This is a genomic window from Streptosporangium sp. NPDC000509 (genome assembly GCF_042898365.1).
Lineage (GTDB): Bacteria > Actinomycetota > Actinomycetes > Streptosporangiales > Streptosporangiaceae > Streptosporangium.
This window is the reverse complement of the sequence record NZ_JBIAYX010000018.1, coordinates 208065-231974: the sequence shown is the minus strand read 5'-3', so window position 1 is coordinate 231974 and position 23910 is coordinate 208065. Positions and strand designations below refer to the sequence as shown.

The window sequence follows — 23910 nt, the reverse complement described above, 5'->3', positions numbered from 1 at the left end:
CTGCCGGATTCTGCCTCTGCCGGATCCTGGTCTTTACCGGATTTCGCTCTCCTGCGGGACATTGTCCGCCGGAGCCGTCGTCACCGGTGATCCGGGTACACCGAATCCCCGTGGCCCGGTGAGGGCACGGGGATCGACGGCGGCTAGGTGCGGCGGCGCGCGGTGACCGTGTTGACCACGGCGATGGCGACGCCTACCGCGAATATAAGCGTTCCGAGGATGTTGACCTGAGGCGGCACCCCGATACGGGTGGCCCCCCAGATCCACAGCGGGAACGTCTGGGTGGCTCCGCTGGTGAACTGGGTGATCACGAAGTCGTCGATGGACAGGGCGAAGGCGAGCAGCGCGCCGGAGAGGACGCCGGGCAGGATCATCGGGAAGGTGATCCGCCAAAACGTGATCCACGTGGACGCGCCGAGGTCGCGCGCCGCCTCCTCGATCGACCGGTCGAGCCCGATCACCCGGGCCCGCACGGTGATCGCCACGAAGGAGAGCGAGAACAGCACGTGCGCGACGACCACGGTCGCGAAGCCGGTCTGCACGCCGACGCTGATGAACAGCGACAGCAGCGAGGCGCCCATCACGAGCTCGGGCGAGGCGATCGCGGCGAACATCACGAGGTTGGTCGCGCCCTGCCCGCGGAACCGGTAGCGGCCCAGGGCGAGCCCCATGAGCGTGCCGAGCGCCGTCGTGATCACCGTGGAGAGCACCGCGATGTAGATGGAGTTGCGCACCGCGTCAAGCAGCTGGGGGTACTCGTCCAGGCGGCCCCACCACCGGAGGGTGAACCCCTGCCAGGTCACGTTCGACTTGCTCTGGGTGTCGTTGAAGCCGAACAGGATCATGACGAAGATCGGCAGGAACAACCAGGCGATGATCAGCCAGACGTAGCCGAGGAGCAGCCGGTCGCCCAGTCGCCTGCCGCTCCGCGGGGTCCGCCGCCCGGCGGGCGCGCTCGTCGTGTTCTCGGTGTTCTCGGTGTTCTCGGCGTTTTCGGGGCTCTCCGTGACGTCGATGGTGCCGCTCATCGGGCCGCCGCCTCCAGGACGTTCTCGGTGCCGAGCGCCTTGGCGTAGGCGAAGATGCCGATCAGCATCGCCGCCATCAGCGTGAACGACAGCGCGGCGGCGGTCGGGTAGTCGTTGTTGACCAGATACTCGGTCTGGATGATGTTGCCGATCATCGTGTTCTCCGGGCCGCCGAGGATGCCCGCGTTGACGTAGTCGGCGGTCATCGGGACGAACGTCATCAGCACCCCGGCGAACACTCCCGGCAGCGAGAGCGGCAGCACGATCTTGGTGAACGCCTCACGCTTGGCCGCGTACAGGTCCTGGGCGGCCTCGACCACCTTGGGGTCCACCCGCTCCAGCGCGACGTAGATCGGCAGGATCATGAACGGCAGGTAGTTGTAGACCAGTCCGCCGATCACCGCGTACGTCGTCTGCAGCACGTGGAAGTCCTCGGGCAGCAGCCCCGCCGCCTTCAGCGGTCCGAGCAGCATGCCGTCGTCGGCGAGCAGGAACCTCCACGACACCGTGCGCAGCACGAACGAGACGAAGAACGGCAGCAGCACCAGCAGCAGGTAGGTGGACTTGCGGCTGCCGCCCCTGAAGGCGATCCAGTACGCCATCGGGTAGGCGAGCGCGATGGAGACGACGGTCGCGGTCAGGCCGTACCCGGCCGAGCGCAGGAACTGCGTCTGGTACTGCGCCAGCGCCTCGCCGTACACCGGGAAGTTGAACGTCTGGACGAACCCGTCGACCACGTTGCCCTCCTGGGTGGACACCGAGGCCATGAAGACCATCGGTACCACCAGGAAGATCGCGAGCCAGAGGCCGCCGGGCAGGATGAGCAGGTAGGGGGTGAGGCGCTTCACCGGCCGACGACCCCTTCCGGTCCGATTCGCTCTCTCATCCGCCTAGCCCTGCGTGACGGGTTGGAAGATGTCCTCGAAGATCTTCTCATCCGCGGAGGTGAGCGTCTTGTACGACCGCAGCTTGGCCATGTCCTCCTCCGAGGGGAAGATCAGCGGGCTCTCGGCGATCTGCTCCAGCGTCTTCTTCTCCTCCCCCGTCGCCTTGGCCGCGTCGGCGAGGACGAGATCCTTCGCGGAGGAGACCGGGGTGATGAAGTTGATGTACTCGACCAGCATCGTGGCGATCTTGGGCTGGTAGACGTAGTCCATGTAGGTGAGCGCGTCGACCGGGTTCTGCGCGGTCTTCGGGATGCACATGTTGTCGGTCCAGATCGTGCCGCCCTCCTCGGGCACCACGAACTTCAGGTCCTTGCCCTCGGCGACCTGCTGGAAGATGTCGCCGGACCAGGCCATGGTGATCCAGATGTCGCCCCTGGCGAGGGCGTCGACGTAGTCGTTCTCGTAGTACTTGCGCACCAGACCCGCGTCGCGCTGCTCCTTGAGCTTCTCCCCCGCCTTCTTCCAGTCGGCCTCGGTCGACTTGTCGGGGTCGATGCCCAGGGCGAACATGCTGAAGTTGGCGACCTCCTGGGTGTCGAGCATCATGCCGACCTTGCCCTTGTACTTGGGGTTCCAGAGGTCGTGGATGCTCTTGACCTCGTCCACGTACTTGGGGTTGTAGGCGATGCCGGTTACGCCGACCGTCCACGGGATCGTGTGGGCGTTGTTCGGGTCCCAGGTGGGGTTCTTCACCGCGGAGCTCGCGTTCGCCGCGAAGTTCGGCAGCTTGGAGTGATCGAGGGGGACGAGATAGCCCAGCGCGAGGGCCTTGCTCAGCTGGAGGCCGTTGGTGAGGACCATCAGGTCGTAGCCGATGTCGTTGTTGGCGGCGAGCAGCGGCTGGATCTTGCCGAAGAACGTGCTGTTGTCCTGGATCGCCTCCTGGTACTCCACCTTGATGCCGGTGTCGGCGGTGAACAGCTCCAGCGAGGGATACCGCTTGCCGTCCTTGTCGATGTAGAGCGGCCAGTTGGCGAAGCGCAGCGTGCCGTTCTTCTGCTTGGAGCCCCAGTATTCGGCGAGGGCGTCCTTCTGGGGAACGGCCTCCACCTTCTTGCCCTGCACACCGCAGGCGGCGAGGGCGAGACCGGCGGCCGACATACCGCCGAGGCGAAGGGCGTCACGGCGGGTGACGGAGCGGCTCTGCGTCATGCCTCGCAGAAAGGCGGGGTTCGTGCGGGGGTCCATATCGAACTCAACTTCCGATCGCGTACGAGTGGTGCGGCAGCCACGACAGCCAGACGGTGTCTCCACGCTCCGCCGTACTCGCGCTGTCCAGTGCGTTCTGCTGGAAGACGGTCACCTCTTCGCCGTGTGCCAGGCAGACCGTGTAACTGGTGTAGAGCCCCAGGTACACCACCTCCGAGACGGTGCCGCGCACGACGCTGAGGTCTCCGACGGGTTGCTCCTCCGTGGTTATCCTGATCTTCTCCGGGCGTACCGTGATCGCGATCGGCTCCCCGGCTCCGAACGATCCGCCCTCGGTGAGGACGTGGTCGTCCTCACCCAGCTTAAGCACCGCGAAGCCTGACCGGAACCGGTCGACAGTGCCGCTGAGCAGGTTGGACGTGCCGATGAACCCTGCCACGAAGGCGGTTGCGGGCCGCTCGTAGATCTCTCTGGGGCTGCCGAGTTGTTCGACCGTGCCGTCGTTCATGACGGCGATGCGGTCACTCATCGTGAGCGCCTCGCTCTGGTCGTGAGTGACGTACACGAAGGTGATGCCGACCTCGCGCTGGATGCGCTTGAGCTCGATCTGCATGGCCTGGCGGAGCTTGAGGTCGAGGGCGCCGAGGGGCTCGTCCAGCAGGAGGGCGCGGGGGTTGTTCACCAGGGCGCGGGCGAGGGCGACCCGCTGCTGCTGGCCTCCGGACATCTCCCTGGGGCGGCGTTTCTCGCGCCCGGTGAGGTCGACGATCTCCAGGATCTCGCCGACCCGGCGCTTGATCTCGGCCTCGGCGACCTTCTTGCGCCTGAGGCCGAACGCGACGTTCTCCCAGACGTTCATGTGCGGGAAGAGGGCGTAGGACTGGAAGACCATGTTGACGTCGCGCCGGTTGGGAGGGACGTCGGTGACGTCCTGACCGTGCAGCCGTACGGTGCCCCCCGAGGGATCCTCGAACCCGGCGATCATCCGCATGGTGGTGGTCTTGCCACAACCCGAGGGGCCGAGGAGGGAGAAGAACTCCCCCTCGGCGATCGACAGGGTGACACCCTTGACCGCCTGGACGACCTCGCCGTGGGAGACGTACTCCTTGACGACCCCGTCGAGTTCGATCGCGGGCACGTGGGACGAGTGGGAGACGGCGTCTGCCGTCTCCGTGCCCGCCTGAATTTCGGTCATGCCAGGCTTATCCCTCTGTTCGCGGCTATTCGCCGATGTAGTGCATGACGTGCTTGACGCGCAGGTAGTCGTGCAGGCCGAAAACGGACAGGTCCTTGCCGTAACCGGAGTGCTTGAAGCCTCCGTGCGGCATCTCCGAGACGAACGGGATGTGGGTGTTGACCCATACCACGCCGAAGTCGAGGCGGTTCGACACCCTCATCGCCCGGCCGTGGTCGGAGGTCCACACCGAGCCGGACAGGCCGTACTTGACGCCGTTGGCCTTGGCGACCGCGTCGGCCTCGTCGGTGAAGGTCTGGACGGTGATGACCGGCCCGAACACCTCGTTCTGCACCATCTCGTCGTCCTGCCTGAGGCCGTCGACGACGGTGGGGGCGAAGAAGTAACCGCGGTCGCCGATCCGGTTCCCGCCGGTCAGGACCTTGGCGTGGCCGGGGGCCCGGTCGATGAAGCCGGTGACGCGGGCCAGCTGGTCGGCGTTGTTGAGCGGGCCGTACAGGGCGCTCTCCTCGGAGAGGTCTCCGGTCACGGTGCTCGCCGCCGCCTCGGTGAGCGCGGCCACGAACTCGTCGTGGACGTCCTCGTGGACCAGCACGCGGCAGGCCGCGGTGCAGTCCTGCCCCGCGTTGTACAGGCCCGCGGTGGCGATGGACTCCGCGGCGGACTTGAGGTCCTTGACGTCGTCGAACACGATGACGGGCGCCTTGCCGCCCAGCTCCAGGTGGACCCGCTTGAGGTCTTCGGCGGCGCTCCTGGCCACGGCCATTCCCGCGCCGACGGAGCCGGTGATCGCGACCATCGAGGCGGTCGGGTGACCGACGACCAGCGCGCCGGTCTCCCGGTCGCCGACGACGACGTTGAAGACGCCCTTGGGCAGGACGTCTCCGATGATCTCGGCCAGCTTGACCGTGGAGACGGGGGTGGTGTCGGAGGGCTTGAGCACCACGGTGTTGCCCGCGGCGAGCGCCGGGGCGATCTTCCAGACCGCCATCATCATCGGATAGTTCCAGGGGGTGACCTGGCCCACCACGCCGATCGGCTCGTGCCTGATGACGGAGGTGTGGTCGGCGAGGAACTCGCCGGACGTCGGGCCCTCCAGCGTGCGCGCGGCCCCCGCGAAGAAGCGGAAGTGGTCGGAGGCGACCGGGGTCTCGTCCTCGGCCATCCGGGCGCGCGGCTTGCCGGTGTTGAGGCACTCGGCCTCGTTCAGCTCATCGGCCCTCGCGTCGATCGCGTCGGCCACCTTGAGGAGGAGGTTGGCGCGCTCGCCCGGGGTGGCCTGGCTCCATGACTCGAACGCGGCGGCGGCCGCGGCGTACGCCGCATCGATGTCCTCGGTGCCCGAGACGGGGGCCTTAAGGTAGATCTCGCCGGTGCACGGATCGATGACGTCGGAGAACCGGCCGCTCCTGCCCTCCACGAGCTCGCCGTCGATGTAGTTCCGCAGGCGGGGGAGTTCGTTGGTCTCAACCGGGGTGGTCACCGTCGGCCTCCTATGGATCGGGGCTGAGTTGTCGCGACTCTTACAGAGCGAGAGTCCCGCGACAAGGGATTTCGTTGTTAAGATACCAAATTGCTACGAAATCGCTTGACAGAGGCGCCGGAACTGACAGCATGTCGCATCGGAGCCGCAACATGCCGGCAACAGCCCCGCAACATGACGCCAGGGAGCGCCCATGACGACGCCGCCCAAGGTTCGCCGCGAAAACGACGCCAGGCCCGGCCCCGTCGTCCTCGACGAGATCTCCAAGCAGATCATCGAGCAACTGCAGACGGACGGGCGCAAGCCGTACGCCGCGATCGGCAAGGCCGTGGGGCTCTCCGAGGCCGCCGTACGCCAGCGGGTGCAGCGCCTGCTCGACGCCGGAGTCATGCAGATCGTCGCGGTGACCGACCCGCTCACCCTCGGCTTCCCCCGTCAGGCCATGATCGGCATCAAGTGCGAGGGCGACCTGGAGACGGTGGCCGACGAGCTGTCCGCCATCAGGGAGATCGACTACGTGGTGCTGACCGCGGGGTCGCTCGACATCATGGTCGAGGTCGTCTGCGAGAGCGACCAGCATCTTCTGGAGATCCTCGGCAAGATCCGGGCCATCCCGACCGTCAGGGCCACCGAGACCTTCGTCTATCTCAAGCTTCACAAGCAAACCTACTCCTGGGGTACCCGCTGACAGGCCCCCGAGCACTCCCCCGCCGTATGGCGGCGAACCGGGAGAGGCCGAGAAATCGAGCGTGGTGAGCCGGGTGACCTACCGAGCGGGCTTCCTGGAAATCCTCTTATTTGCTTTTTTATCAGGTCGAGCCCGCTTCCAGGGGGCAGATCGCATCACGGCCGGCGATCAACGGCGAACTCCGGCATGATCACCGGTAATGTTGCGGTTCATGCGGCTCTCCACGGTGTCCTTTCGATACTCGCGGCGCGGCCCCTGGATCCTGCGGGACGTCGAGCTCACCCTCCGCCCCGGTTCCGTCATCGAGGTCACCGGCCGCAACGGCGCCGGAAAATCGACGCTGCTGCGGCTGATGGCGGGATTCGTCCCCCCGTCCCAAGGTTCGATCGCCGACCGGCCCGAGGTCATCGGCTACGCCCCCGACGTGTTCCCGGTGGACCAGCCGTTCACCGTCGCCGCCTACCTCGCCCACATGTCCAGGATCCGAGGGCTCTCCTCCTCCGCCTCCACGGCCGGGGACCTGGCGGAGCGACTGAACGCGGCCCATCTGCTGGACCAGCCGCTCGGTGACCTGTCCAAGGGCAGCGCGCAGAAAATCGGGCTCATCCAGTCGCTGCTCGCCCCGCCGGACCTGCTGATCCTGGACGAGCCCTTCGCCGGGCTCGACGAGCAGACCCGCACCGAACTCCCCGTGATCATCGAAGAGATCGCCGCCCGCGGCGGTACGGTCGTGGTCAGCGACCACCAGAACCAACTTCGGCACTTCCCCGGCGCCGATCACTGGCTCGTCGCGAACGGCGACGTCACCGTCGACGCCCGCGACTCCGCGGCACCTCCCACCGCCGCTCCGCGAGACACCCCGGAAACCCGGCCCTCCCCGGACACCGCCAAGGAGCACTCGCCGCCCCCTCGATCCCCCTCGGAAAGCTCGTCCCCGCAGGTGGTGATCGAGGTGATCGTGGACGCGGGCGACGCCGACGAGGTGGAGCAGAAGCTCCGCGCCGACGGCTACCTCACCAGGCGGTCATCGTGATCCATCTCGTCCGCTTCAAGCTCTCCGCCTACGCCCGGTCACACCGGCTGTTCCAGCCGACGATCGGGCTCTTCGCCATGCTGTTCGTCTTCTACTCGACGCTCGCCCCGCCGGGCAAGGAGCTGCCCGCGTACGCGGACTCGGCCGGTTTGCTGATCCTCGTCTTCGCCTGGGCCGCCCGAGGGCTGCTCGACACCGAACCTCCGACGCAGCGGCTGATCTCCATGACGGCCGCCGGACGTCCCGGCCGCGAGATCGGAGCCGGGCTGCTCGCCGCGCTCACCGTCAACCTCGGCATGGCGGCGATCGCGGTCGGGCTACCGCTGCTGCACGGCTTCGCCGCCATGCCCACCCCCGCCGACCTGGCGAGCGGCGTCGCGCTGCACGGGCTCGGCGTGAGCGCGGGAACGGCCCTGGGCGCCCTCACCAGCCGCCCGATCCTCGCCTCCCCGGCCGTCTCGATGCTCGCCCTCCTCGGCGGCTATCTCGCCCTGCTGCTGATCAGCCTCACCCCCGCGGGCCACCTCGCGGTGCCGATCATGCCCTGGATGCGCGCCGCCAACGCCGGCCTGCTCGGGGAGGTCCTGCTCCCCGTCTCCACCGCCACCCTCTTCTGGACCGCCGCGAGCCTCCTGCTGTACACACGCCTGCGCCGCCTGAACCCCTGAACCGAGGTTCTCTTGCGAGGTCGTGGGTAGCCGGCCACACCGATGTCGTATCTCGCGACCGGACGGTCCCCGTTTCGCGTGTTCTCACCGCACCGGCATGCCCCCCGTCACGACAATGACTCGGGTTCGGCCAAGGGCTTCTCGACGGACCCTTCCGCACGTTGCGGAACGCCCCCGCCGAGAGAGGCTGTAAGCCGCTGACCATGGGACAAGCTGCCACAGCCCGAGACCTGGTGACAGGATCGCCGCTGGATTGCTGACGGGTTCGTCGCTCATCTGCTGACAGATTGGTCGCTGGATTGCTGACGGGATCGTCGCTCATCTGCTGACGGATTGGTCGCTGCCTCACCGACAGAATGGTCGCCGGTGGGGTGGTCACTGCCGTACGGGATGCCGGGCGATGAGGGCGTGATCACGGCAAGGCGGCGGAACGACGAAGGCGCCCGCTGTGGCGGGCGCCTTCCGGGGTGCCGAAAGAGCCGAGGCTCGGGTGGGAGGTCAGCTACCCGCGGGCGGGGAGTGCCTCGGGGGGCGCAACCGTACGGTGAGGGCTACTCGGCGGCGGCGAGCTGGCCGCAGGCGCCGTCGATCTCCCGGCCTCGGGTGTCGCGGACCGTCACCGGCACGCCGTGATACTCCAGGCGCCGGACGAAGGCCCGCTCGTCCTCCGGACGGGAGGCGGTCCACTTGGAACCCGGGGTCGGGTTGAGCGGGATCAGGTTGACGTGCACCAGCTTGTTCTTGATCAGCTTGCCGAGCAGGTCGGCGCGCCACTCCTGGTCGTTGATGTCCTTGATCAGCGCGTACTCGATGGAGACCCGGCGCTTGGTCCTGGCCGCGTAGTCCCAGGCCGCGTCGAGGACCTCGGCGACCTTCCAGCGGGTGTTGATCGGCACCAGGGTGTCGCGGAGCTCGTCGTCGGGGGCGTGCAGCGAGAGCGCGAGCGTCACCGGCAGGCCCTCGGCCGCGAGCTTGCCGATCGCCGGGACCAGGCCGACCGTGGAGACGGTGACGCCCCTGGCGGAGATGCCCAGGCCGTCGGGGGCGGGCTCGACCATGCGGCGCACGGCGCCGATCACGGCCTTGTAGTTGGCCAGCGGCTCGCCCATACCCATGAAGACCACGTTGCTGACCCGTCCCGGACCACCCGGGACGTCACCGGCCGCGAGCGCGCGAGCCCCGGCGACGACCTGCTCGACGATCTCGGCGGTGGTCATGTTGCGGGTGAGGCCCGCCTGACCCGTGGCGCAGAACGGGCAGTTCATACCGCATCCGGCCTGCGACGACACGCACATCGTCGTACGGTCGCTGTAGCGCATGAGGACCGACTCGACCAACGCACCGTCGAAAAGTCGCCACAGCGTCTTACGGGTGGTGCCGGCGTCGGTGGTCATCTCCTTGACCGAGGTGAGCAGCCTGGGGAACAGCGCGGTGGCGAACTTCTCCCTCGCCGCGGCCGGAAGGTCCGTCATCAGCTCGGGATCGCCGTTGAGCTTCTCGAAGTAGTGCCGGGAGAGCTGGTCGGCGCGGAACGGCTTCTCACCCAGCTCGGCGACGACCGCGCGGCGCTCGGCCATGGTCAGGTCGGCCAGATGGCGGGCGGGCTTGGCCCGGCGCGGCGCCACGAAGGTGAGCTGGCCGGGTGCGGGGGTCCCGGACGGGCTGACGGTCGACAAGTCCAACGCCTTCTCTCAACGGTTACGCGATTGCTCGAAGCGGTGCCCGACAGTGATCTAGAGTCCGGAGGTATGGCGACAAACCGCCCCACGGGCCCCGCGGGAGAGCGGGGAGACGGCGTCGAGGTCGTGCTTACCGACATCAATCCCTACGGAAGCCGCACCCTGGTGGTCGAACGTGACGAGACTTCCTCGGTAGCTTACCTGTGCGGGCCGGGAGGGACGGTGCACGGAGCCGTCTGGCTGGCCAACCACGGCCCGGCCCCGGACGGAATCGACCAGGACCGCCTGGAGGCCGAACTGCCGCCGGTCGCCCCCAGGGCGAACACCCGCCACCCCGGCGGCAGAGGACCCCTGGGCGCGCTGCGATCGCTGTGGTTCGAGGAGGGCGACGGCGTCGCCCTGTACGAGAACGACGAGTTGCTCGCGGTCATTCCTGGATGGGCGGACATGAGCCGGGGAATGCCCGGCTACTCCCGTGACGCCCTGGGCGAGTCCCCGTTCGCCTGGTCACTGGAGGACGCCCACGACGGCCTGGCCCCTCGGATCGCCAAGGCGCGCGCCTACTGGGAGTGGCGTGGCGGAGACGGAGCCTGGGCCTCGTTCCAGCAGTTCGTGATGGGCCATCTGGACCGCAAGGTCGGCACCGCGGGCAGATTCTGGGACGCGGGGGGCGAGCGGATGCCCGCGGTGGGCATCACGGAACGCCCGCCGGAACGCGGCAGGGAGCACACGATCCTGTCCACGGTCGGGATGAGCTGCCAGCGGATGCCCACCGTCGAGCAGTACATCGACCGTCCGGACGCGTACGCCCGGGTGGAGCTCGCCGTCGCCTCCCCCGGTGACGCCCGCGACGCGGCCCGGCTGTTCCTGTGGCTGGGGCAGTATCCGTGGCACTCGGTCACCTGGCTGGGGCACGGACACACCGCCAGGTGGTATCACCGCCCTGAGACCTTCCCGCTCGGCTCCGCCTACGGCGGTGTGATGATGCTGACCGGGCTGCCGGGACTGCCTGACCTGTCGGGTTTCTCCTTCGGCGGCGACTCCGTCCAGTGGCTCTGGCTCGTCCCGATCACCCCGGGCGAGCTGAGCCTGGTCTCCGCCGAGGGCTACCGGGCGGTGCTGCCGCGCCTGTCCGCGACCCGGCTCACCGGGGCGGGATGATCGGACGCCCTCCCTGACCTCGTACGGGTGACGACCGCACCGCGCCCGGGCGGGATGCCACGGGCGGCCTCGGAGCAGGGCAGGTCCGGACCGGGGCGGGGCGGGCGGGCCCCGACCGGGGCGGGCTCAGACCAGCAGGGTGAGCAGCACCCAGACCGGGATCAGCGTGGCGACGAGGGAGTCGAGGCGGTCCATCATGCCGCCGTGGCCGGGAAGCACACTGCCCATGTCCTTGACACCGAGATCTCGCTTGATCACCGACTCGATCAGGTCGCCGAGCGTGGCGAAGACCACCACGACCGCGCCGATCAGGACGCCCTTCCAGATGTCGGCCTCCAGCAGCCACGCCACCAGCCAGCCGCCCACCGCCATGCAGGCCAGCGCCGACCCCGCGAAGCCCTCCCAGGTCTTCTTCGGGCTGATCACCGGGGCCATCTTGTGCTTGCCCAGGGTGATTCCAGCGAAATATCCGCCGATATCGCTCGCGGCGGTGGTGGCGATGAAGACGACCACCCGGTCGGGACCCTGGTCGGGGTTGGCGAGCAACAACGCCACGAACCCGACGAGCAGGGAGGGATAGACGACGACCAGGATGGTCGCGGCGGTGTCGCGGACGTAGTTCTCCGTGCCCAGGAACATCCGCCAGATCATCAGCCCGAGCACGGTCATCGCGAAGACGCCGACCAGCCAGGCCGTCCCGCCCCAGGCCGAGCCGGTCAGATCCCCGCCCCAGTAGGCCGCGGCCAGCATCGCGGCCATGCCTGCCAGCACCGGGACGAGGGGGACCTTGATGCCTCTGGCCTCGAACGAGCGGACCAGCTCCGTCACTCCGATACCCACCGCGGCCACCACCACGGCGAGGAAGAGCACCTTCACGAAGTAGAGGGAGGCGATGATGATCGCCGCCAGGGCGAGCCCCACCGCCACCGCGACGGGGAGATTACGGCCGGTACGGCTACTGCCCGCCACGGGTTCCACAGGGGGTCCTACTTTCATACCTACACAAAATCCTTGTCCCGCACGGACGGCCCGCGCGGGACAAGGATCATGGCTCAAACCTCGAGCAGCTCGGCTTCCTTGTGCTTGAGCAGCTCGTCGATCTTGGCGACATGCTTCTGGGTGAGGTCGTCGAGCTCCTTCTCCGCCCGGCGCACCTCGTCCTCGCCGGCCTCGCCATCCTTGATCATCTTGTCCAGGGTCTCCTTGGCGCTGCGCCGGATGTTGCGAATGGAGACCTTGGAGTGCTCCGCCTTGTTCCTGGCGACCTTGATGTACTCCTTGCGGCGCTCCTCCGACAACTCGGGGAAGGCCACCCGGATCACCGCCCCGTCGTTACCGGGGTTCACACCGAGGTCCGAGTTGCGGATCGCCTTCTCGATCGCGGCCATCGAGCTCTTGTCGAAAGGCTGGATGATGACCATGCGCGCCTCGGGCACGTGGAACGAGGCGAGTTGCTGAATGGGGGTGGGTGTCCCGTAGTACTCAGCGCTGATCTTGTTGAACATCGACGGGGTGACCCGACCCGTGCGGATGCCCGCGAAGTCGTCCTTCGCCACCGACACAGCCTTGTCCATCTTTTCCTCGGCTTCGAGGAGGGTTTCGTCGATCACAGCGGCTCCCTGTCTTCTCGGTCACTCCCCATCCTCACGCACTTCGCGGGAGGCCATCACGCCGGAGGTCCACCGGACCACCACAATGGCGTACCGCTCGGCTCGCTACGTCAGGTTCGCACCCTGTCTTCTCGGTCACGCGCCCTCCTCGCTCGCTTCACGGGACGCTCCTACCTCGCGTACCACTCAGCCAGCTACGTCGGGCTCGTTTCCCGTCCTCTGGTCGCTCACCACTCCTCGCTCGCTTCACGGGACGCTCCTACCTCGCGTACCACTCCACCAGCTACGTCGGGCTCGCTTCTTGCGCTACCGGCTCGTCACCGTGCCGGCCCTGGCACCGTGTCGGCCCCGTACCGGTTCGTCACCGTGCCGGGCTCACCAGCGTGCCGATCTTCTCACCGCGTACCGCCCGCATGATGTTGCCCTCACCCATGAGGTCGAAGACCACGATGGGAAGGTTGTTGTCCATGCACAGGCTGATGGCGGTGGCGTCCATGACCCCGAGGCCACGGGTCAGCACCTCACCGTATTCGAGATGGTCGAACCGGACGGCATCAGGGTTCTTACGGGGGTCGGCATCGTAGACGCCGTCCACCTGGGTCCCCTTGAGCAGCGCCTCGGCGCCGATCTCCAGCGCTCGCTGGGCGGCGCAGGTGTCGGTGGAGAAGAACGGCGAGCCGAGCCCCGCCCCGAAGATGACCACGCGGCCCTTCTCCAGGTGGCGGATGGCACGGCGGGGCAGGAACGGCTCCGCGACCTGCTGCATGGTGATCGCCGTCTGAACGCGGGTGTCGATCCCCCGCTTCTCCAGGAAGTCCTGGAGGGCCAGACAGTTGATGACCGTGCCGAGCATGCCCATGTAGTCGGCCCTCGCGCGGTCCATGCCACGCTCGGACAGGGTGGCGCCCCGGAACATGTTGCCGCCGCCCACGACGACCGAGACCTGCACACCGCCGCGGACGGCCTCGGCGATCGAGTCCGCGAGGTGGCTCACGACGCCCGGGTCTATGCCCAGCGGATCACCGCCGGCGAACGCCTCCCCGGACAGCTTCAACATCACCCGCTTCCAGCGAAGCGGATCCGAGTACGAAGAAACCGCCGGCGTAGCGGGTCCTGTGTTCTCCTGCACGGCGGCGGCCTCCTCGTTTGATGCTCTGCCTGAAGAGCGGATGTCAGGGATCAGGCCTGGCCGACCTTGAAGCGGACGAAGGCCTGGACCTTGACGCCGTTCTCGTCCGCGAACTTCGCGACCGACTTCTTGTTGTCCTTGACGAAGGACTGCTCAAGGAGAGTGAAGTCCTTGTACCAGCCGTTGACCCGGCCATCAACGATCTTGCCGATGGCGGCCTCGGGCTTGCCCTCCTCGCGGGTCATCTCCTCGAAGAGCGCGCGCTCCTTCTCGATGACGTCGGCCGGGACCTCGGCGGGGCTGAGGTACTTCGGGGCCATCGCCGCGGCGTGCTGCGCGATGTCCTTGGCGACGTCGCCGTTCGGCGAGTCGAGCTGCACGAGCACGCCGACCGCCGGGGGGAGCTGAGGGTCGGTCTTGTGCATGTAGGCGCCGATGAAACCGCCCTCGAGCACGGCGAACCTACGGATCTCGATCTTCTCGCCGAGCGCGGCGTTGGCCTCGTCGAGGTGCGTCTTGACACTCTTGCCGGCGAGCTCGGACTCGAGCAGCGAGGGCACGTCGGACGGCTTGGTGGCCAGGATGTGGTCGACCACCTGGGCCGCGAGCTCCTGGAAACGCTCGCCCTTGGCGACGAAGTCGGTCTCGCAGTTGAGCTCGAGCAGCGCGGCGGCGGAGTCGCCCTCCTGCTTCAGGGCGACCAGGCCGTTGGAGGCGGTGCGGGCCTCACGCTTGCCGACGTCCTTGGCGCCCTTGAGGCGGAGGATCTCGACCGCGCGGTCGAAGTCGCCCTCGGACGACTCGAGAGCCTTCTTGCAGTCCATCATGCCGGCGGCGGTCAGCTCACGAAGCCGCTTGACGTCGGCCATGTTCACGGAAGCCATTGTCTTTTCCTCGTGGGAATCGTCGTGGATCGGGTGGGTGCCCCAACTGAGCGGCACCCACCCGGAAGGGTCTTGCGGGTCGTACGGCCGAAGGAGCCGTACGGAAGTGACCTAGGCCTGCTTCTCGGTGGACTCGGCCTCGGCGGCCGGAGCGTCCGCGACCTCGGCGGCGGGAGCCTCCGCAGCCTCGGCGGGGGCCTCGGCGGTCTCGGCCTCGGCGGCCGGAGCGCTGTCGGCGCCGCCCGCGAGCAGCTCCTGCTCCCACTCGGCCAGCGGCTCGGCGCCACCGGCGACGGCCGGCTTGTCGTCCCCGCCACGGTTGGCGCCGGCGCGGGCCATGAGACCGGCGGCGACGGCGTCGGCGACGACGCGGGTCAGCAGACCGACGGCGCGGATCGCGTCGTCGTTACCCGGGATCGGGTAGTCGACCTCGTCGGGGTCGCAGTTGGTGTCGAGAATGGCCACGACCGGGATGTGAAGCTTGCGAGCCTCGCTGATCCCGATGTGCTCCTTCTTGGTGTCGACGACCCACACGGCGCTCGGGATCCGGGACATGTCCCGGATGCCGCCGAGGGTGCGCTCAAGCTTCTCCTTCTCGCGGCGGCGCATGAGGAGCTCCTTCTTCGTGAGCCCCGAGGCGGCCACGTTGTCGAAGTCGAGCTCCTCCAGCTCCTTCAGGCGCTGGAGCCTCTTGTGCACGGTGGAGAAGTTGGTGAGCATGCCGCCCAGCCAGCGCTGGTTGACATACGGCATGCCGACACGGGCGGCCTGCTCGGCGATGGCCTCCTGGGCCTGCTTCTTCGTGCCGATGAACATGATCGTGCCGCCGTGCGCGACGGTCTCCTTGACGAAGTCGTAGGCCCTGTCGATGAAGGCCAGCGACTTCTGGAGGTCGATGATGTAGATGCCGTTGCGCTCGGTGAAGATGAAGCGCTTCATCTTCGGGTTCCAGCGCCGGGTCTGGTGGCCGAAGTGAACGCCGCTTTCCAGCAGCTGTCGCATGGTGACGACGGGGGTGGACATTGATCGTCCTCCAGATCGGGGCACCCATCTCTGGGCGCTGTTCTCGGTTGGACGCGACAGCCCTCGGCTGTCGCCCTGATGCCCCGAACCGGATCCAGCCGAGCTCTCGCCCGGACCGAGGGATCCCGGTTCTTGACGGGGCATGCGAAGTCGGCCCATGACTCACAGGCCACCAAAAAGTGTACCCGTAACCGCGCCTCTCCCCGACCTTGGGACGTCAAGCACTCCTTACGCGTCGCGTGGAAGGCCGTGCGGCCGACGCCGGGCCCGGGGGAAGAGGCTGACCTGCGCCTCGGAGATCCGAGCCCCGGGCGGGGCGTCCTCTCGATCCCTGACGGTGGTCATGTAGGGGGCGAGCAGCTCCTCGATCCGCTCGTTCAGCGCCTTCAACTCCTCGGCGTCGACCAGCAGGAGGACCCGGCTGAACAGCGCGGCGTCGCGCCACTCACGCGACTCCCGCTCAAGATTCTCCAGCGCCCTGCTCGCCTCGTCCGCCGCCTGCTCCCGAAAGGCCTTGATCAGGAACTCCTTGGCGCCACGCACGTCCGGACCGTCGTCCGGATCGGGGCTGACGCTGAAGCCTGTGGCACTGGAGCGCCACAGACGCTCCCTGCCGTCACCGCGGCCGTCGTCGCGCACGGGCGCGTCCTCGACGAAGCCGTACTTGGCGAGCATGCGCAGGTGGTAGCTGGCCGCACTGGGGGTGATCCCGACGACCTCGGCGACCTCGGTCGCGGTGCAGGGCCCCTCGGCCTGGAGCCGGTTCAGGATCGCGAGCCGCGCGGGGTGCGCCAGCGCGCGCATCGCGGTGGGATCGGTGAGGGACTTGCGCGTCGATGCCTCGGTCATGTGCAGACCGTACCCACTCCATACGTGAAGCATTGCCTTCATAACTATGAAGGGTTACCTTCACAGTTATGAAGCATTCCTTTCAAAATTTTCGGAGGCGGAAAGGAGACGGGTCACCGTGACCTCCACCACCCCCGTCACCCCTGACGACTCCGCGCCCTCCGCGCTCTCTACGCCCCCCGAGCCCTCTCCCGAGTCCTCCGCGGTCAAGCCGGGGCCCCTGCGGAGACAACGCGACTACCGGCTCCTGCTCTCCGCCCGTGCCGTCACCGAGACCGGCACGGAGATCTCCCGGCTCGCGGTACCACTGACCGCCGCCGTCCTGCTCGGCGCGTCCCCGGCCCAGATGGGCATGCTCACCGCCGCGACCTCCCTGCCCTACCTGCTGATCGGTCTCCAGGCGGGTGCCCTCGCCGACCGGCTGAGGCGGCACCGGCCGATCATGGTCGCCTGTGACACGGTCTCGGCCGTCGCCATGGCCACGATCCCCGCGGCCTGGATCACCGGGGCGCTGAGCGTGCCGTGGCTGATCGCGGTGGCGTTCGTCGTCGGCACCTGCTCGGTGATCTTCCGGGCGGTCAACTTCCCGCACCTGGTCACGGTGGTCCACGAGAGTCAGCGGACCGAAGCCCTCGCGGGTTTCCAGTCGGCCTTCGCCGTGGCGACCGTCGCCGGACCCGGTCTCGCCGGACTGCTCGTCCAGCTGATCACGGCGCCGTTCGCGCTCCTGGTCGACGCGGTGTCCTTCCTGGCCTCGGCGTTCCTGATCAGATCGATCAAGGCGCCGGAGAACCACGCTCCCGCTCCCCGGCGCGGCATGTGGACCGAGATCCGCGAGGGCCTGGCCACGGTGGCCGGGCACCCGACGCTCCGCGCGCTCTGCGGCGCCGGTATCACGATCAACTTCTTCGGCAGCGCCTACATGGCACTGTTCGTGATCTACGCGCTCAACGAGCTCGGCCTGGCCGGAGGGCTCGTCGGCGCCATCACCGCCTTCTTCGGCGTCGGCGGCCTGCTCGGCGCGGCCGTCGTCTCGCGCCTGACCGGACGGTACGGCGAGAACCGCATACTGGCCTGCTCCGTGCTGCTCTTCCCCGTCGACTTCGTGATCGTCGCGCTCACCTCAGGACCGGTGTGGCGCAGCTTCCTTCTCCTGGCCGTCAGCGCGGTGATCTCCGGCGTGGCCGTCGTGGCCTTCGCCGTCTGCATGGGCACCATCACCCTGCGCGAGACCCCTGCCGAACTGCGCGGCCGGGTCAACGCCACGCAGGCCTTCATGATCCAGGGTGTCCTCACCCTCGGCGGTCTCGCGGGCGGCCTCTCCGGTGAACTGCTCGGACTGCGCCCGGTGTTCTGGATCTCCGCGGCCGGGGTGCTGACCGCGGCCGCGTGGATCTGGCTCTCCCCGCTGCGCCACCCCTCCGCCCCCCGAACCCGATGACCTCACCCTCCCCCGGACTCGCCTTCCAGAGCCCGCGGAAGACCTCACCACCAGGTGGGCGGGTGCTCGCCCCTCTCCGGAGGCGGGCTCGACCAGTACGGCGACACACCGTCGATCGTTCCTGGCGCCCGGAGATAGGTCAGACGGCCGAAGGCGCTGTCCATCTCCTCGATCATGCCGGTGACATCGGGCTCCGGCGTGACCGCTCCGTCGACCCTGCCGAGGTCGTCCAGCCATCGCGCGGTCCGGGCCAGGGAGAGCTCCACCCGCCAGGAGCCCCCCTCGGCGGATCGGCGGAGCAGTGCGGCCATCGCGCCGAAGGCGACCAGGTAACCGGTGACGTGGTCGAGGACCTGGGCGGGCAGCGGGCGGGGCCGCGCCCCGTCGCCGCCCTCGTGAGCGATGCCGCACGCCATCTGCACCAGGCTGTCGAACCCGCGCCTGCCCGCCCACGGCCCCTGCCCCCCGTACGCCGAGACGTCGACGCACACGATCCCCGGCCTGATCTCCGCCAGCCTCCGGGGGCCGAACCCCAGCGCCTCGAGAGCCCCGGGACGGTAGGACTGCACGAACACATCGGCCCCCGCCACCAGGTCGCGCAGTGCGGCGCGCCCGGCCGGGGTCCTCAGGTCGAGATGACAGGAGCGCTTGCCGAACGCGGTGCCGACCACCAGCCCCGGCACCTCGGGAAGGTGCCCGGCACCCACCCGGAGCACCTGGGCACCGTGGGCGGCCAAAGCGCGGGTCGCCACCGGTCCGGCGATCACCCTGGTCAGGTCGAGCACCCGCACCCCGTCGAGCGCCCGCCCTTCCCCGCCTTCCGAGGCGCCGGTCCTCGCACCACCCCGGGCTCCGACCCGGGTCAGGTGGACCAGCGGTGACGCGGCGACCGCCCGTGACTGCGGATGCCCACGCCACCCGGCGTGGTCGCGCATGGCCGCGGCGCATCCTCCCGCGGCCGTCACCGCCTCCTCGACCTCGACGGCGCCACGGCTCGCGCAGGCGCGTTCGACGGCGTCCCCGTCCGCCCCCTCGGGCAGTCCGAGCGCCGCGAGGGCCGCGTCACGGTGATGGTCGAAGTTGCAGTGCAGCCGAACCCAGCCGTCGGCGGTGCGGTAGTCACCGGAAAGGGGCGCCCACGGATCCACGGCCGCTCCGTCGATCCTGAAGTGGCGCTCGTCCAGAAAGGCGATCGCCGCCTCCCGCACGTCCACGGCGGCCCGGCTTCCGCCTCCTCTGAGCGCGGCCGCCGCCCCGGTGGCGGCCCCGACGGCGACGGCGGCGGCGGTGCCCACCCGGAAGACGGAGGGCAGTACCGGATCGTCCCCGCTCACCCGTACCGGCGGCAACTCGACGCCCACCTCCGCCGCCAGCTCGCGAATACGCTCTTCGACCACGCGATCCCCGCTCTCACGACGTCCTGGGCCGTCCTTTCCCCCATCCTCAGTCACGCCTCCCGGCTTGGCCACATCTACCGCCCACTGTCCACAGAATCCCGTTCGGTCCATCTCCGCCGCAGCACGGGTCTTCATGCTTGCCGACATGAAGACCGTCCACCCCGTGGGGCTGCGAGCCCTGCTGTGCTCACTGGTCCTGGCCACACCGGCTGGCGCCCACCGCGTGACCTCCCTCGCACCCCCCGTAGACGCGACCGGCCGCGCATATGGCACGGCGGCTCCCATGAGCACCCTCGCGACCGCCCGCACCGCCGCGCACGGTCACGCGGGGACGACACCCCCCGCTGGAGCACACGCCACCTCCCCTTCCGGGGAGTCCGCTTCCATGGCTCCAGGGGGATCCCGTGCCAGGAAGTCCGCTCCCCCTTCGGGAGGGTCCTCTCCTTCTGAGTCCTCCCTCTGGGAATGGCCGCTCAGCGGACGGCCACGGGTGCTCAGGGGCTTCGCGCCACCCGCCCAGCCGTGGCTGGCCGGTCATCGGGGCACCGACCTCTCCGCGTCTCCCGGAGCCGAGGTGCGCGCCGCGGGAGCGGGAACGGTCGGTTACGCCGGGCCGCTCGCGGACCGGGGCGTGGTGACCGTGCTCCACCCCGGTGGCCTGCGGACCACCTACCTGCCGGTCCAGCCCTCGGTGCGGCGCGGGCAGGCGGTGGCCGTCGGCGAGGTGATCGGCACCCTTCAGGACGCCCCCGGGCACTGCCCCGCCACCTGCCTGCACTGGGGCCTGCTCCGTGACCGCGCCTATCTCGACCCGTTACTCCTCCTCGGCCACGGCCAGGTCCGGCTGCTTCCCGTGTGGCCCGCCCCGCCCCCATGACACCACCGAGACCGCGCTGACCGTCACCATCGGCTGGAAGCCACCCGGCCCGCCCCGCTCCCATGACCCCACCGAGAAGAGGGCTTCACCCGCCGGGAGGACGGTCAGGGCGGAGGCGCCAGCCCCGGGAGACGCGTTCGACGTAACCCGCGGCGGCCAGACCTCCGAGGCAGGAGAGCACGGTCTCCAGGTCGACGCCCGCGGCGACGGCTATCGTCGCGGGCCCCACACCGACCCGGGTGGGCATGACCTCGACGACCTTCCGGCTCTCGGGGTCGAGCCGATCTCGGGGAAGCACCGGGCCGCGCGGCTCCGGGGCCAGGTCGGTGCCCATCGTTCCGACGAGCTCGATCACCTCTTCGGGACCGGTGACGCAGGTGGCCCTGCCCTGGCGGATCAGCCGATGACACCCCACGGAGAACTCCGAGGTCACCGGGCCCGGCACCGCGGCCAGATGACGGTTGAGCGCGATCGCGTGTCCGGCGGTGTTGAGCGCCCCGCTTCGCACAGCCGCCTCGACGACCACGGTGCCCCTGGTCAGGGCCGCGATGAGGCGGTTTCTGATGAGAAACCTCGGCCTGGTCGGGTGCGCGCCCATGGGGCACTCGCTGACCAGCACCCCCTGCGACCGGATGGCGGCGAACAACTGCTGGTGCGCGCTGGGATAGGCGACGTCGGCGCCGCAGGCGAGCACGGCGACGGTCGGCCCCTCACCGGCGAGGGCACCCCGGTGGGCGGCCCCGTCGATGCCGTGCGCACCGCCGGAGACAACCCCCCACCTTCGCTCGCTCAGCCCCGCTCCGAGCTCCGCCGCCACGTGCGCGCCATACGGCGTGGCGGCTCGGGAACCGACGACCGCGACGGATCTGAGGCAGGAGAACCGCAGGTCGGCGTCACCGTGGAGCCAGAGGGCATGGGGCCGGGAGTCTCCCAGGTCGTCCAGCTGGGTCGGCCATTCGGAATCACCGGGAGTCACCAGCCTCGCCCCTATCCGCTCGCCCTCGGCCAGGTCGCGCTCAGGGTCGGCCGTCCTCAGCCTGGCCGCCCAGGAGGCGACCGTCCTGTCGATCCTGGCCGCGAGCCGCCCATCCCGCACCGCCCCCGAACCGTCACCCGCCTCAGAGCACTCGCCTTCGGAGCGACCGCATTCGGAGCGACCGCCGAACAGGACACCTCCGGACGGGGCACCGCCGGATGGATCGAGCCTCCCGACCGATAGGCCGGTGACCCCACCCGGCGAGCCGAGGTTTCCAGCAGGTGAGCGGGGGCCTCCAGAACCGGGGCCTCCAAAAGCCGAGCCGGGCTCTGCAGCCGATGGACCGAGATCTCCAAAACCGAGGTCTCCGGCCGATGCACCGAGGTCTCCAACCGGTGGACCGGGGTTTTCGGCCGGGCGGCCGTGGGCGTCGGCGAACCATCGGGTGAGATCCGCGCCCGCGGCGCCCTCGCGGATCAGGGCGACGGCGGCCTCGGGACCGCGTAGGGCCACGAGGGCGCCCATCACGGTGTCGCCCGGCTCGGCCAGGCGCATCAGGGTGAGTCGTGCCAGTCTGTCGCTCATCGTTCCTCCCCCAGCCAGAGCCCGAGCGCGGACTGGGTCTCGTGGAGCTCCGGCCGATCCTTGTCCGCGAGATCGGCGAGGGTCCAGGCCACCCGGAGAATCCGATCAAGGCCCCGGGCGCTCAACCGGCCGCTGTCGAGATGCCCGAGCAGCGGGGACATCGCCACTGCCGGTGGCCGGTATTCGGTATGGAGGGCACGGGCGGGCATCTCCGCGTTGCAGCGCCACGGCGTGTTCGCGAACCGCTTGGCGGCCCGCTCACGCGCGAGCAGCACCCGCTCGGCCACCACCCGGCTCGGCTCGATGAACCGGCGGTCGGCGAGAAGCTCGTGCCTGGTCGAACGGAACAGGCCGACCTTGATGTCCACCCGGTCGAGCAGCGGGCCGGAGAGCCGGGCGAGATAGCGGCGGCGGGCCGCGGGAGCGCACGCGCACGGGTCGTTCGGGGTGGAGGGCCGCGCGCACGGGCACCTGTTGGCCGCCAGCACCAGCACGAACCTGGCGGGGAAGGTCACCGTGGCCAGCGCCCGGGAGACCGTCACCTGCCCCGATTCGAGCGGCTGTCTGAGCGCGTCGAGAACGGTCGTCGAGAACTCGGGGGCCTCGTCCAGGAAGAGCACCCCCCGATGAGCCAGCGAGACGGCCCCCGGGCGGATCATCCCACTGCCCCCGCCGATGACGGACGCGACGGTCGCGGTGTGGTGGGGCGCCACGAACGGCGGGCGGACCAGCAGGGGACGGTCCTTGGGCAGCACACCGGCGACCGAGTGGATCGCGGTCACCTCCAGCGCCTGGTCCCGCTCCAGGGTGGGGAGCAGAGTCGGCAACCGCTCGGCGAGCATGGTCTTTCCCGTCCCCGGAGGACCGAGCATCCAGAGGTTGTGCCCGCCGGCGGCGCAGATCTCCAGCGCGCGACGGGCGAGAGGTTGCCCGGCGACGTCTCCCAGATCGGGGACGTCACCGGGCTCCTCCCCCGCACCGCAGGCGTCTTCGGGGCCCGCCTCGCCGGGAAGTCCCCGCGGGGCAGGACACCCGGCCCTCGAATCGCGATCCGCGGCACCGGCCCCGCCTCCCCCGCCCCCGCCGGAACCGGCTCCTCCAGAACCGGGCGGGAGGCCCCCTACCGGCCCTTCGGTCCGCAACCAGCTCACCAGCGCGCTCAGCGTGGTCGCCGGAACCACGGTCACCCCCGGCACGAGACCGGCCTCGGCGGCGTTACGAGCCGGAACGACGACGGTGCGGGCACCGGCGGCGACGGCCGCCAGCACGGCGGGGAGCACGCCCCGCACCGGCCTGATCGAGCCGTCCAGGCCCAGCTCGCCCAGGAAGAACGGCTCGGCGACCCTCGCTGCGGGCACGAATCCCGCCGCCGCGAGCAGGGCCATCGCGATCGCGACATCGAACAGGCTTCCGCGTTTGGGCAGGCTGGCGGGGAACAGGCTCACCGTGATCCGGGAGTCGGGCCAGGCGTATCGGCTGTTGACCAGCGCGGAACGGACCCGGTCGCGGGCCTCGCTCAGCGCGGTGTCGAGCATCCCGATGAGGTGGAGACCCGCCACTCCGCTGCCGACATCGGCCTCGACCTCGACGAGACGGCCGGTCACCCCGACCAGGGCCACACAGCGCGTGCGCGCGACGGCCACTCACCTCACCCCCCGAGGGGAGCGAGCGATCCATGACAGGCCGGGAGCCTCCGGAGCCCCTGAGAGTCGGGGGGGCATCAGCACACCCCCCGCTCGTGGCGGACGACGAAATCCCCGGCGAACCGCTCCAGGGCGACGACATCGACGCGGATCGCGTCGAAGCGGCACCGGTCCTCACACTCGGCGAGCCATCTGGCCGCGAGTCTGCGCAGGCGGGAGATCTTCGCGTCCGTGACCGCCTCGAAGGCGGTGCCGTGACTGCGACCCGAGCGGGTCTTCACCTCCACCGCGACGAGCGTGTCCCCTTCTCGGGCGACGACGTCGATCTCCCCGTCGGGGCACCGCCAGTTGCGATCCAGAATCTGCAGGTCGTGTGCGAGCAGATAGTCGACGGCGAGCTGTTCGCCGTGTTTGCCGAGCTCGTCCTTCGCGGCCATGGAACCACCTCCGGTTCCAGACCTTCGC

The 23910-nt window shown here is 69.3% G+C and carries 22 protein-coding genes; 6 read left to right on the top strand and 16 right to left on the bottom strand.

Features of this window, described 5'->3' with window-relative positions; all coding sequences use genetic code 11:
- Nucleotides 1–143 precede the first annotated feature (143 nt).
- Genes ACFY3D_RS30815 through ACFY3D_RS30795 form a run of 5 tightly spaced genes read right to left on the bottom strand, consistent with a single transcriptional unit; the run spans nt 144 to nt 5802 of the window.
- Nucleotides 144–1028: an ABC transporter permease gene (locus ACFY3D_RS30815; protein WP_389985723.1), complete on the bottom strand. Its 885-nt coding sequence runs from the start codon at nt 1026–1028 to the stop codon at nt 144–146.
- Nucleotides 1025–1876, bottom strand: a complete 852-nt coding sequence (locus ACFY3D_RS30810) for an ABC transporter permease (protein WP_389985720.1) — start codon at nt 1874–1876, stop codon at nt 1025–1027. The genes ACFY3D_RS30815 and ACFY3D_RS30810 overlap by 4 nt, the downstream gene beginning before the upstream one ends.
- 42 nt (nt 1877–1918) lie before the next feature.
- Complete coding sequence (locus ACFY3D_RS30805) at nt 1919–3127, bottom strand: PotD/PotF family extracellular solute-binding protein (protein WP_389985717.1); 1209 nt, start codon at nt 3125–3127, stop codon at nt 1919–1921.
- 43 nt (nt 3128–3170) lie between these two features.
- Nucleotides 3171–4319 (bottom strand): ABC transporter ATP-binding protein, encoded by a 1149-nt coding sequence (locus ACFY3D_RS30800; RefSeq protein WP_389985714.1) that lies wholly within the window; start codon nt 4317–4319, stop codon nt 3171–3173.
- Nucleotides 4320–4344: 25 nt separating this feature from the next.
- Nucleotides 4345–5802: a gamma-aminobutyraldehyde dehydrogenase gene (locus tag ACFY3D_RS30795; RefSeq protein WP_389985711.1), complete on the bottom strand. Its 1458-nt coding sequence runs from the start codon at nt 5800–5802 to the stop codon at nt 4345–4347.
- 193 nt (nt 5803–5995) lie between these two features.
- On the opposite strand from ACFY3D_RS30795, the gene ACFY3D_RS30790 reads away from it, so the two are divergent.
- From ACFY3D_RS30790 to ACFY3D_RS30780, 3 genes are all read left to right on the top strand, one after another.
- A complete protein-coding gene (locus ACFY3D_RS30790; protein WP_329091340.1) occupies nt 5996–6490 on the top strand; it encodes an Lrp/AsnC family transcriptional regulator in 495 nt (164 codons plus the stop codon).
- A gap of 199 nt (nt 6491–6689) precedes the next feature.
- Nucleotides 6690–7523, top strand: coding sequence for an ATP-binding cassette domain-containing protein (locus ACFY3D_RS30785; RefSeq protein ID WP_389985708.1), 834 nt, complete (start codon nt 6690–6692; stop codon nt 7521–7523).
- On the top strand, nt 7520–8191 hold the full coding sequence (locus tag ACFY3D_RS30780) for a hypothetical protein (protein WP_389985705.1): 672 nt from the start codon (nt 7520–7522) through the stop codon (nt 8189–8191). The genes ACFY3D_RS30785 and ACFY3D_RS30780 overlap by 4 nt, the downstream gene beginning before the upstream one ends.
- A 551-nt stretch (nt 8192–8742) precedes the next feature.
- Here the strand turns inward: ACFY3D_RS30780 and rlmN are convergent.
- The gene (gene rlmN, locus ACFY3D_RS30775) at nt 8743–9867 is read right to left on the bottom strand and encodes a 23S rRNA (adenine(2503)-C(2))-methyltransferase RlmN (protein WP_389985701.1); all 1125 of its coding nucleotides are present in this window, start codon (nt 9865–9867) and stop codon (nt 8743–8745) included.
- Between the two features lie 72 nt (nt 9868–9939).
- Here rlmN and ACFY3D_RS30770 point away from each other — a divergent pair, with 72 nt between their 5' ends.
- Entirely contained in the window at nt 9940–11031 is a 1092-nt protein-coding gene (locus tag ACFY3D_RS30770; RefSeq protein WP_389985698.1) for a suppressor of fused domain protein, read from the top strand.
- Between the two features lie 126 nt (nt 11032–11157).
- Here ACFY3D_RS30770 and ACFY3D_RS30765 read toward each other — a convergent pair whose 3' ends face one another.
- The 6 genes from ACFY3D_RS30765 to ACFY3D_RS30740 form a co-directional block, all read right to left on the bottom strand.
- The gene (locus ACFY3D_RS30765) at nt 11158–12027 is read right to left on the bottom strand and encodes a phosphatidate cytidylyltransferase (RefSeq protein ID WP_389773001.1); all 870 of its coding nucleotides are present in this window, start codon (nt 12025–12027) and stop codon (nt 11158–11160) included.
- A gap of 56 nt (nt 12028–12083) precedes the next feature.
- A complete protein-coding gene (gene frr, locus ACFY3D_RS30760; protein WP_350948678.1) occupies nt 12084–12641 on the bottom strand; it encodes a ribosome recycling factor in 558 nt (185 codons plus the stop codon).
- A gap of 361 nt (nt 12642–13002) precedes the next feature.
- Nucleotides 13003–13770 carry a UMP kinase gene (gene pyrH, locus ACFY3D_RS30755; RefSeq protein WP_389985694.1) on the bottom strand — a complete coding sequence of 256 codons (768 nt, stop codon included), beginning with the start codon at nt 13768–13770 and terminating at the stop codon, nt 13003–13005.
- Between the two features lie 50 nt (nt 13771–13820).
- Nucleotides 13821–14654, bottom strand: coding sequence for a translation elongation factor Ts (gene tsf / locus ACFY3D_RS30750; RefSeq protein ID WP_389985691.1), 834 nt, complete (start codon nt 14652–14654; stop codon nt 13821–13823).
- Nucleotides 14655–14765: 111 nt separating this feature from the next.
- Nucleotides 14766–15677, bottom strand: a complete 912-nt coding sequence (gene rpsB / locus ACFY3D_RS30745) for a 30S ribosomal protein S2 (RefSeq protein WP_389985688.1) — start codon at nt 15675–15677, stop codon at nt 14766–14768.
- A gap of 228 nt (nt 15678–15905) precedes the next feature.
- Nucleotides 15906–16526: an ArsR/SmtB family transcription factor gene (locus ACFY3D_RS30740; protein ID WP_389985685.1), complete on the bottom strand. Its 621-nt coding sequence runs from the start codon at nt 16524–16526 to the stop codon at nt 15906–15908.
- Between the two features lie 118 nt (nt 16527–16644).
- Between ACFY3D_RS30740 and ACFY3D_RS30735 the strand changes: the two genes are divergently transcribed.
- Complete coding sequence (locus ACFY3D_RS30735) at nt 16645–17967, top strand: MFS transporter (protein ID WP_389985682.1); 1323 nt, start codon at nt 16645–16647, stop codon at nt 17965–17967.
- 44 nt (nt 17968–18011) lie between these two features.
- Here the strand turns inward: ACFY3D_RS30735 and ACFY3D_RS30730 are convergent, their stop codons facing one another.
- Nucleotides 18012–19364 carry a CoA transferase gene (locus tag ACFY3D_RS30730; RefSeq protein WP_389985679.1) on the bottom strand — a complete coding sequence of 451 codons (1353 nt, stop codon included), beginning with the start codon at nt 19362–19364 and terminating at the stop codon, nt 18012–18014.
- A 145-nt stretch (nt 19365–19509) separates the two neighbouring features.
- On the opposite strand from ACFY3D_RS30730, the gene ACFY3D_RS30725 reads away from it, so the two are divergent.
- A complete protein-coding gene (locus ACFY3D_RS30725) occupies nt 19510–20241 on the top strand; it encodes a murein hydrolase activator EnvC family protein (protein WP_389985676.1) in 732 nt (243 codons plus the stop codon).
- Nucleotides 20242–20326: 85 nt separating this feature from the next.
- Here ACFY3D_RS30725 and dprA read toward each other — a convergent pair whose 3' ends face one another.
- The 3 genes from dprA to ACFY3D_RS30710 all read right to left on the bottom strand — a co-directional run bounded on the left by dprA (nt 20327) and on the right by ACFY3D_RS30710 (nt 23882).
- On the bottom strand, nt 20327–21802 hold the full coding sequence (gene dprA / locus ACFY3D_RS30720) for a DNA-processing protein DprA (protein WP_389985672.1): 1476 nt from the start codon (nt 21800–21802) through the stop codon (nt 20327–20329).
- A complete protein-coding gene (locus tag ACFY3D_RS30715) occupies nt 21799–23445 on the bottom strand; it encodes a YifB family Mg chelatase-like AAA ATPase (RefSeq protein WP_389985669.1) in 1647 nt (548 codons plus the stop codon). Before ACFY3D_RS30715 ends, dprA begins: the two co-directional genes overlap by 4 nt.
- 77 nt (nt 23446–23522) lie before the next feature.
- Nucleotides 23523–23882 carry a YraN family protein gene (locus ACFY3D_RS30710; protein WP_362897717.1) on the bottom strand — a complete coding sequence of 120 codons (360 nt, stop codon included), beginning with the start codon at nt 23880–23882 and terminating at the stop codon, nt 23523–23525.
- Between the last annotated feature and the right edge of the window lie 28 nt (nt 23883–23910).

Excerpts from the sequence above, each read along its gene's own strand:
- ACFY3D_RS30815 (WP_389985723.1), bottom strand. The coding sequence starts at position 1,028 with ATGAGCGGCACCATCGACGTCACGGAGAGCCCCGAAAACGCCGAGAAC.
- ACFY3D_RS30805 (WP_389985717.1), bottom strand. The coding sequence starts at position 3,127 with ATGACGCAGAGCCGCTCCGTCACCCGCCGTGACGCCCTTCGCCTCGGC.
- ACFY3D_RS30800 (WP_389985714.1), bottom strand. The coding sequence starts at position 4,319 with ATGACCGAAATTCAGGCGGGCACGGAGACGGCAGACGCCGTCTCCCAC.
- ACFY3D_RS30790 (WP_329091340.1), top strand. The coding sequence starts at position 5,996 with ATGACGACGCCGCCCAAGGTTCGCCGCGAAAACGACGCCAGGCCCGGC.
- ACFY3D_RS30785 (WP_389985708.1), top strand. The coding sequence starts at position 6,690 with ATGTTGCGGTTCATGCGGCTCTCCACGGTGTCCTTTCGATACTCGCGG.
- ACFY3D_RS30770 (WP_389985698.1), top strand. The coding sequence starts at position 9,940 with ATGGCGACAAACCGCCCCACGGGCCCCGCGGGAGAGCGGGGAGACGGC.
- ACFY3D_RS30765 (WP_389773001.1), bottom strand. The coding sequence starts at position 12,027 with ATGAAAGTAGGACCCCCTGTGGAACCCGTGGCGGGCAGTAGCCGTACC.
- tsf (WP_389985691.1), bottom strand. The coding sequence starts at position 14,654 with ATGGCTTCCGTGAACATGGCCGACGTCAAGCGGCTTCGTGAGCTGACC.
- rpsB (WP_389985688.1), bottom strand. The coding sequence starts at position 15,677 with ATGTCCACCCCCGTCGTCACCATGCGACAGCTGCTGGAAAGCGGCGTT.
- ACFY3D_RS30740 (WP_389985685.1), bottom strand. The coding sequence starts at position 16,526 with ATGACCGAGGCATCGACGCGCAAGTCCCTCACCGATCCCACCGCGATG.
- ACFY3D_RS30725 (WP_389985676.1), top strand. The coding sequence starts at position 19,510 with ATGAAGACCGTCCACCCCGTGGGGCTGCGAGCCCTGCTGTGCTCACTG.
- dprA (WP_389985672.1), bottom strand. The coding sequence starts at position 21,802 with ATGAGCGACAGACTGGCACGACTCACCCTGATGCGCCTGGCCGAGCCG.
- ACFY3D_RS30710 (WP_362897717.1), bottom strand. The coding sequence starts at position 23,882 with ATGGCCGCGAAGGACGAGCTCGGCAAACACGGCGAACAGCTCGCCGTC.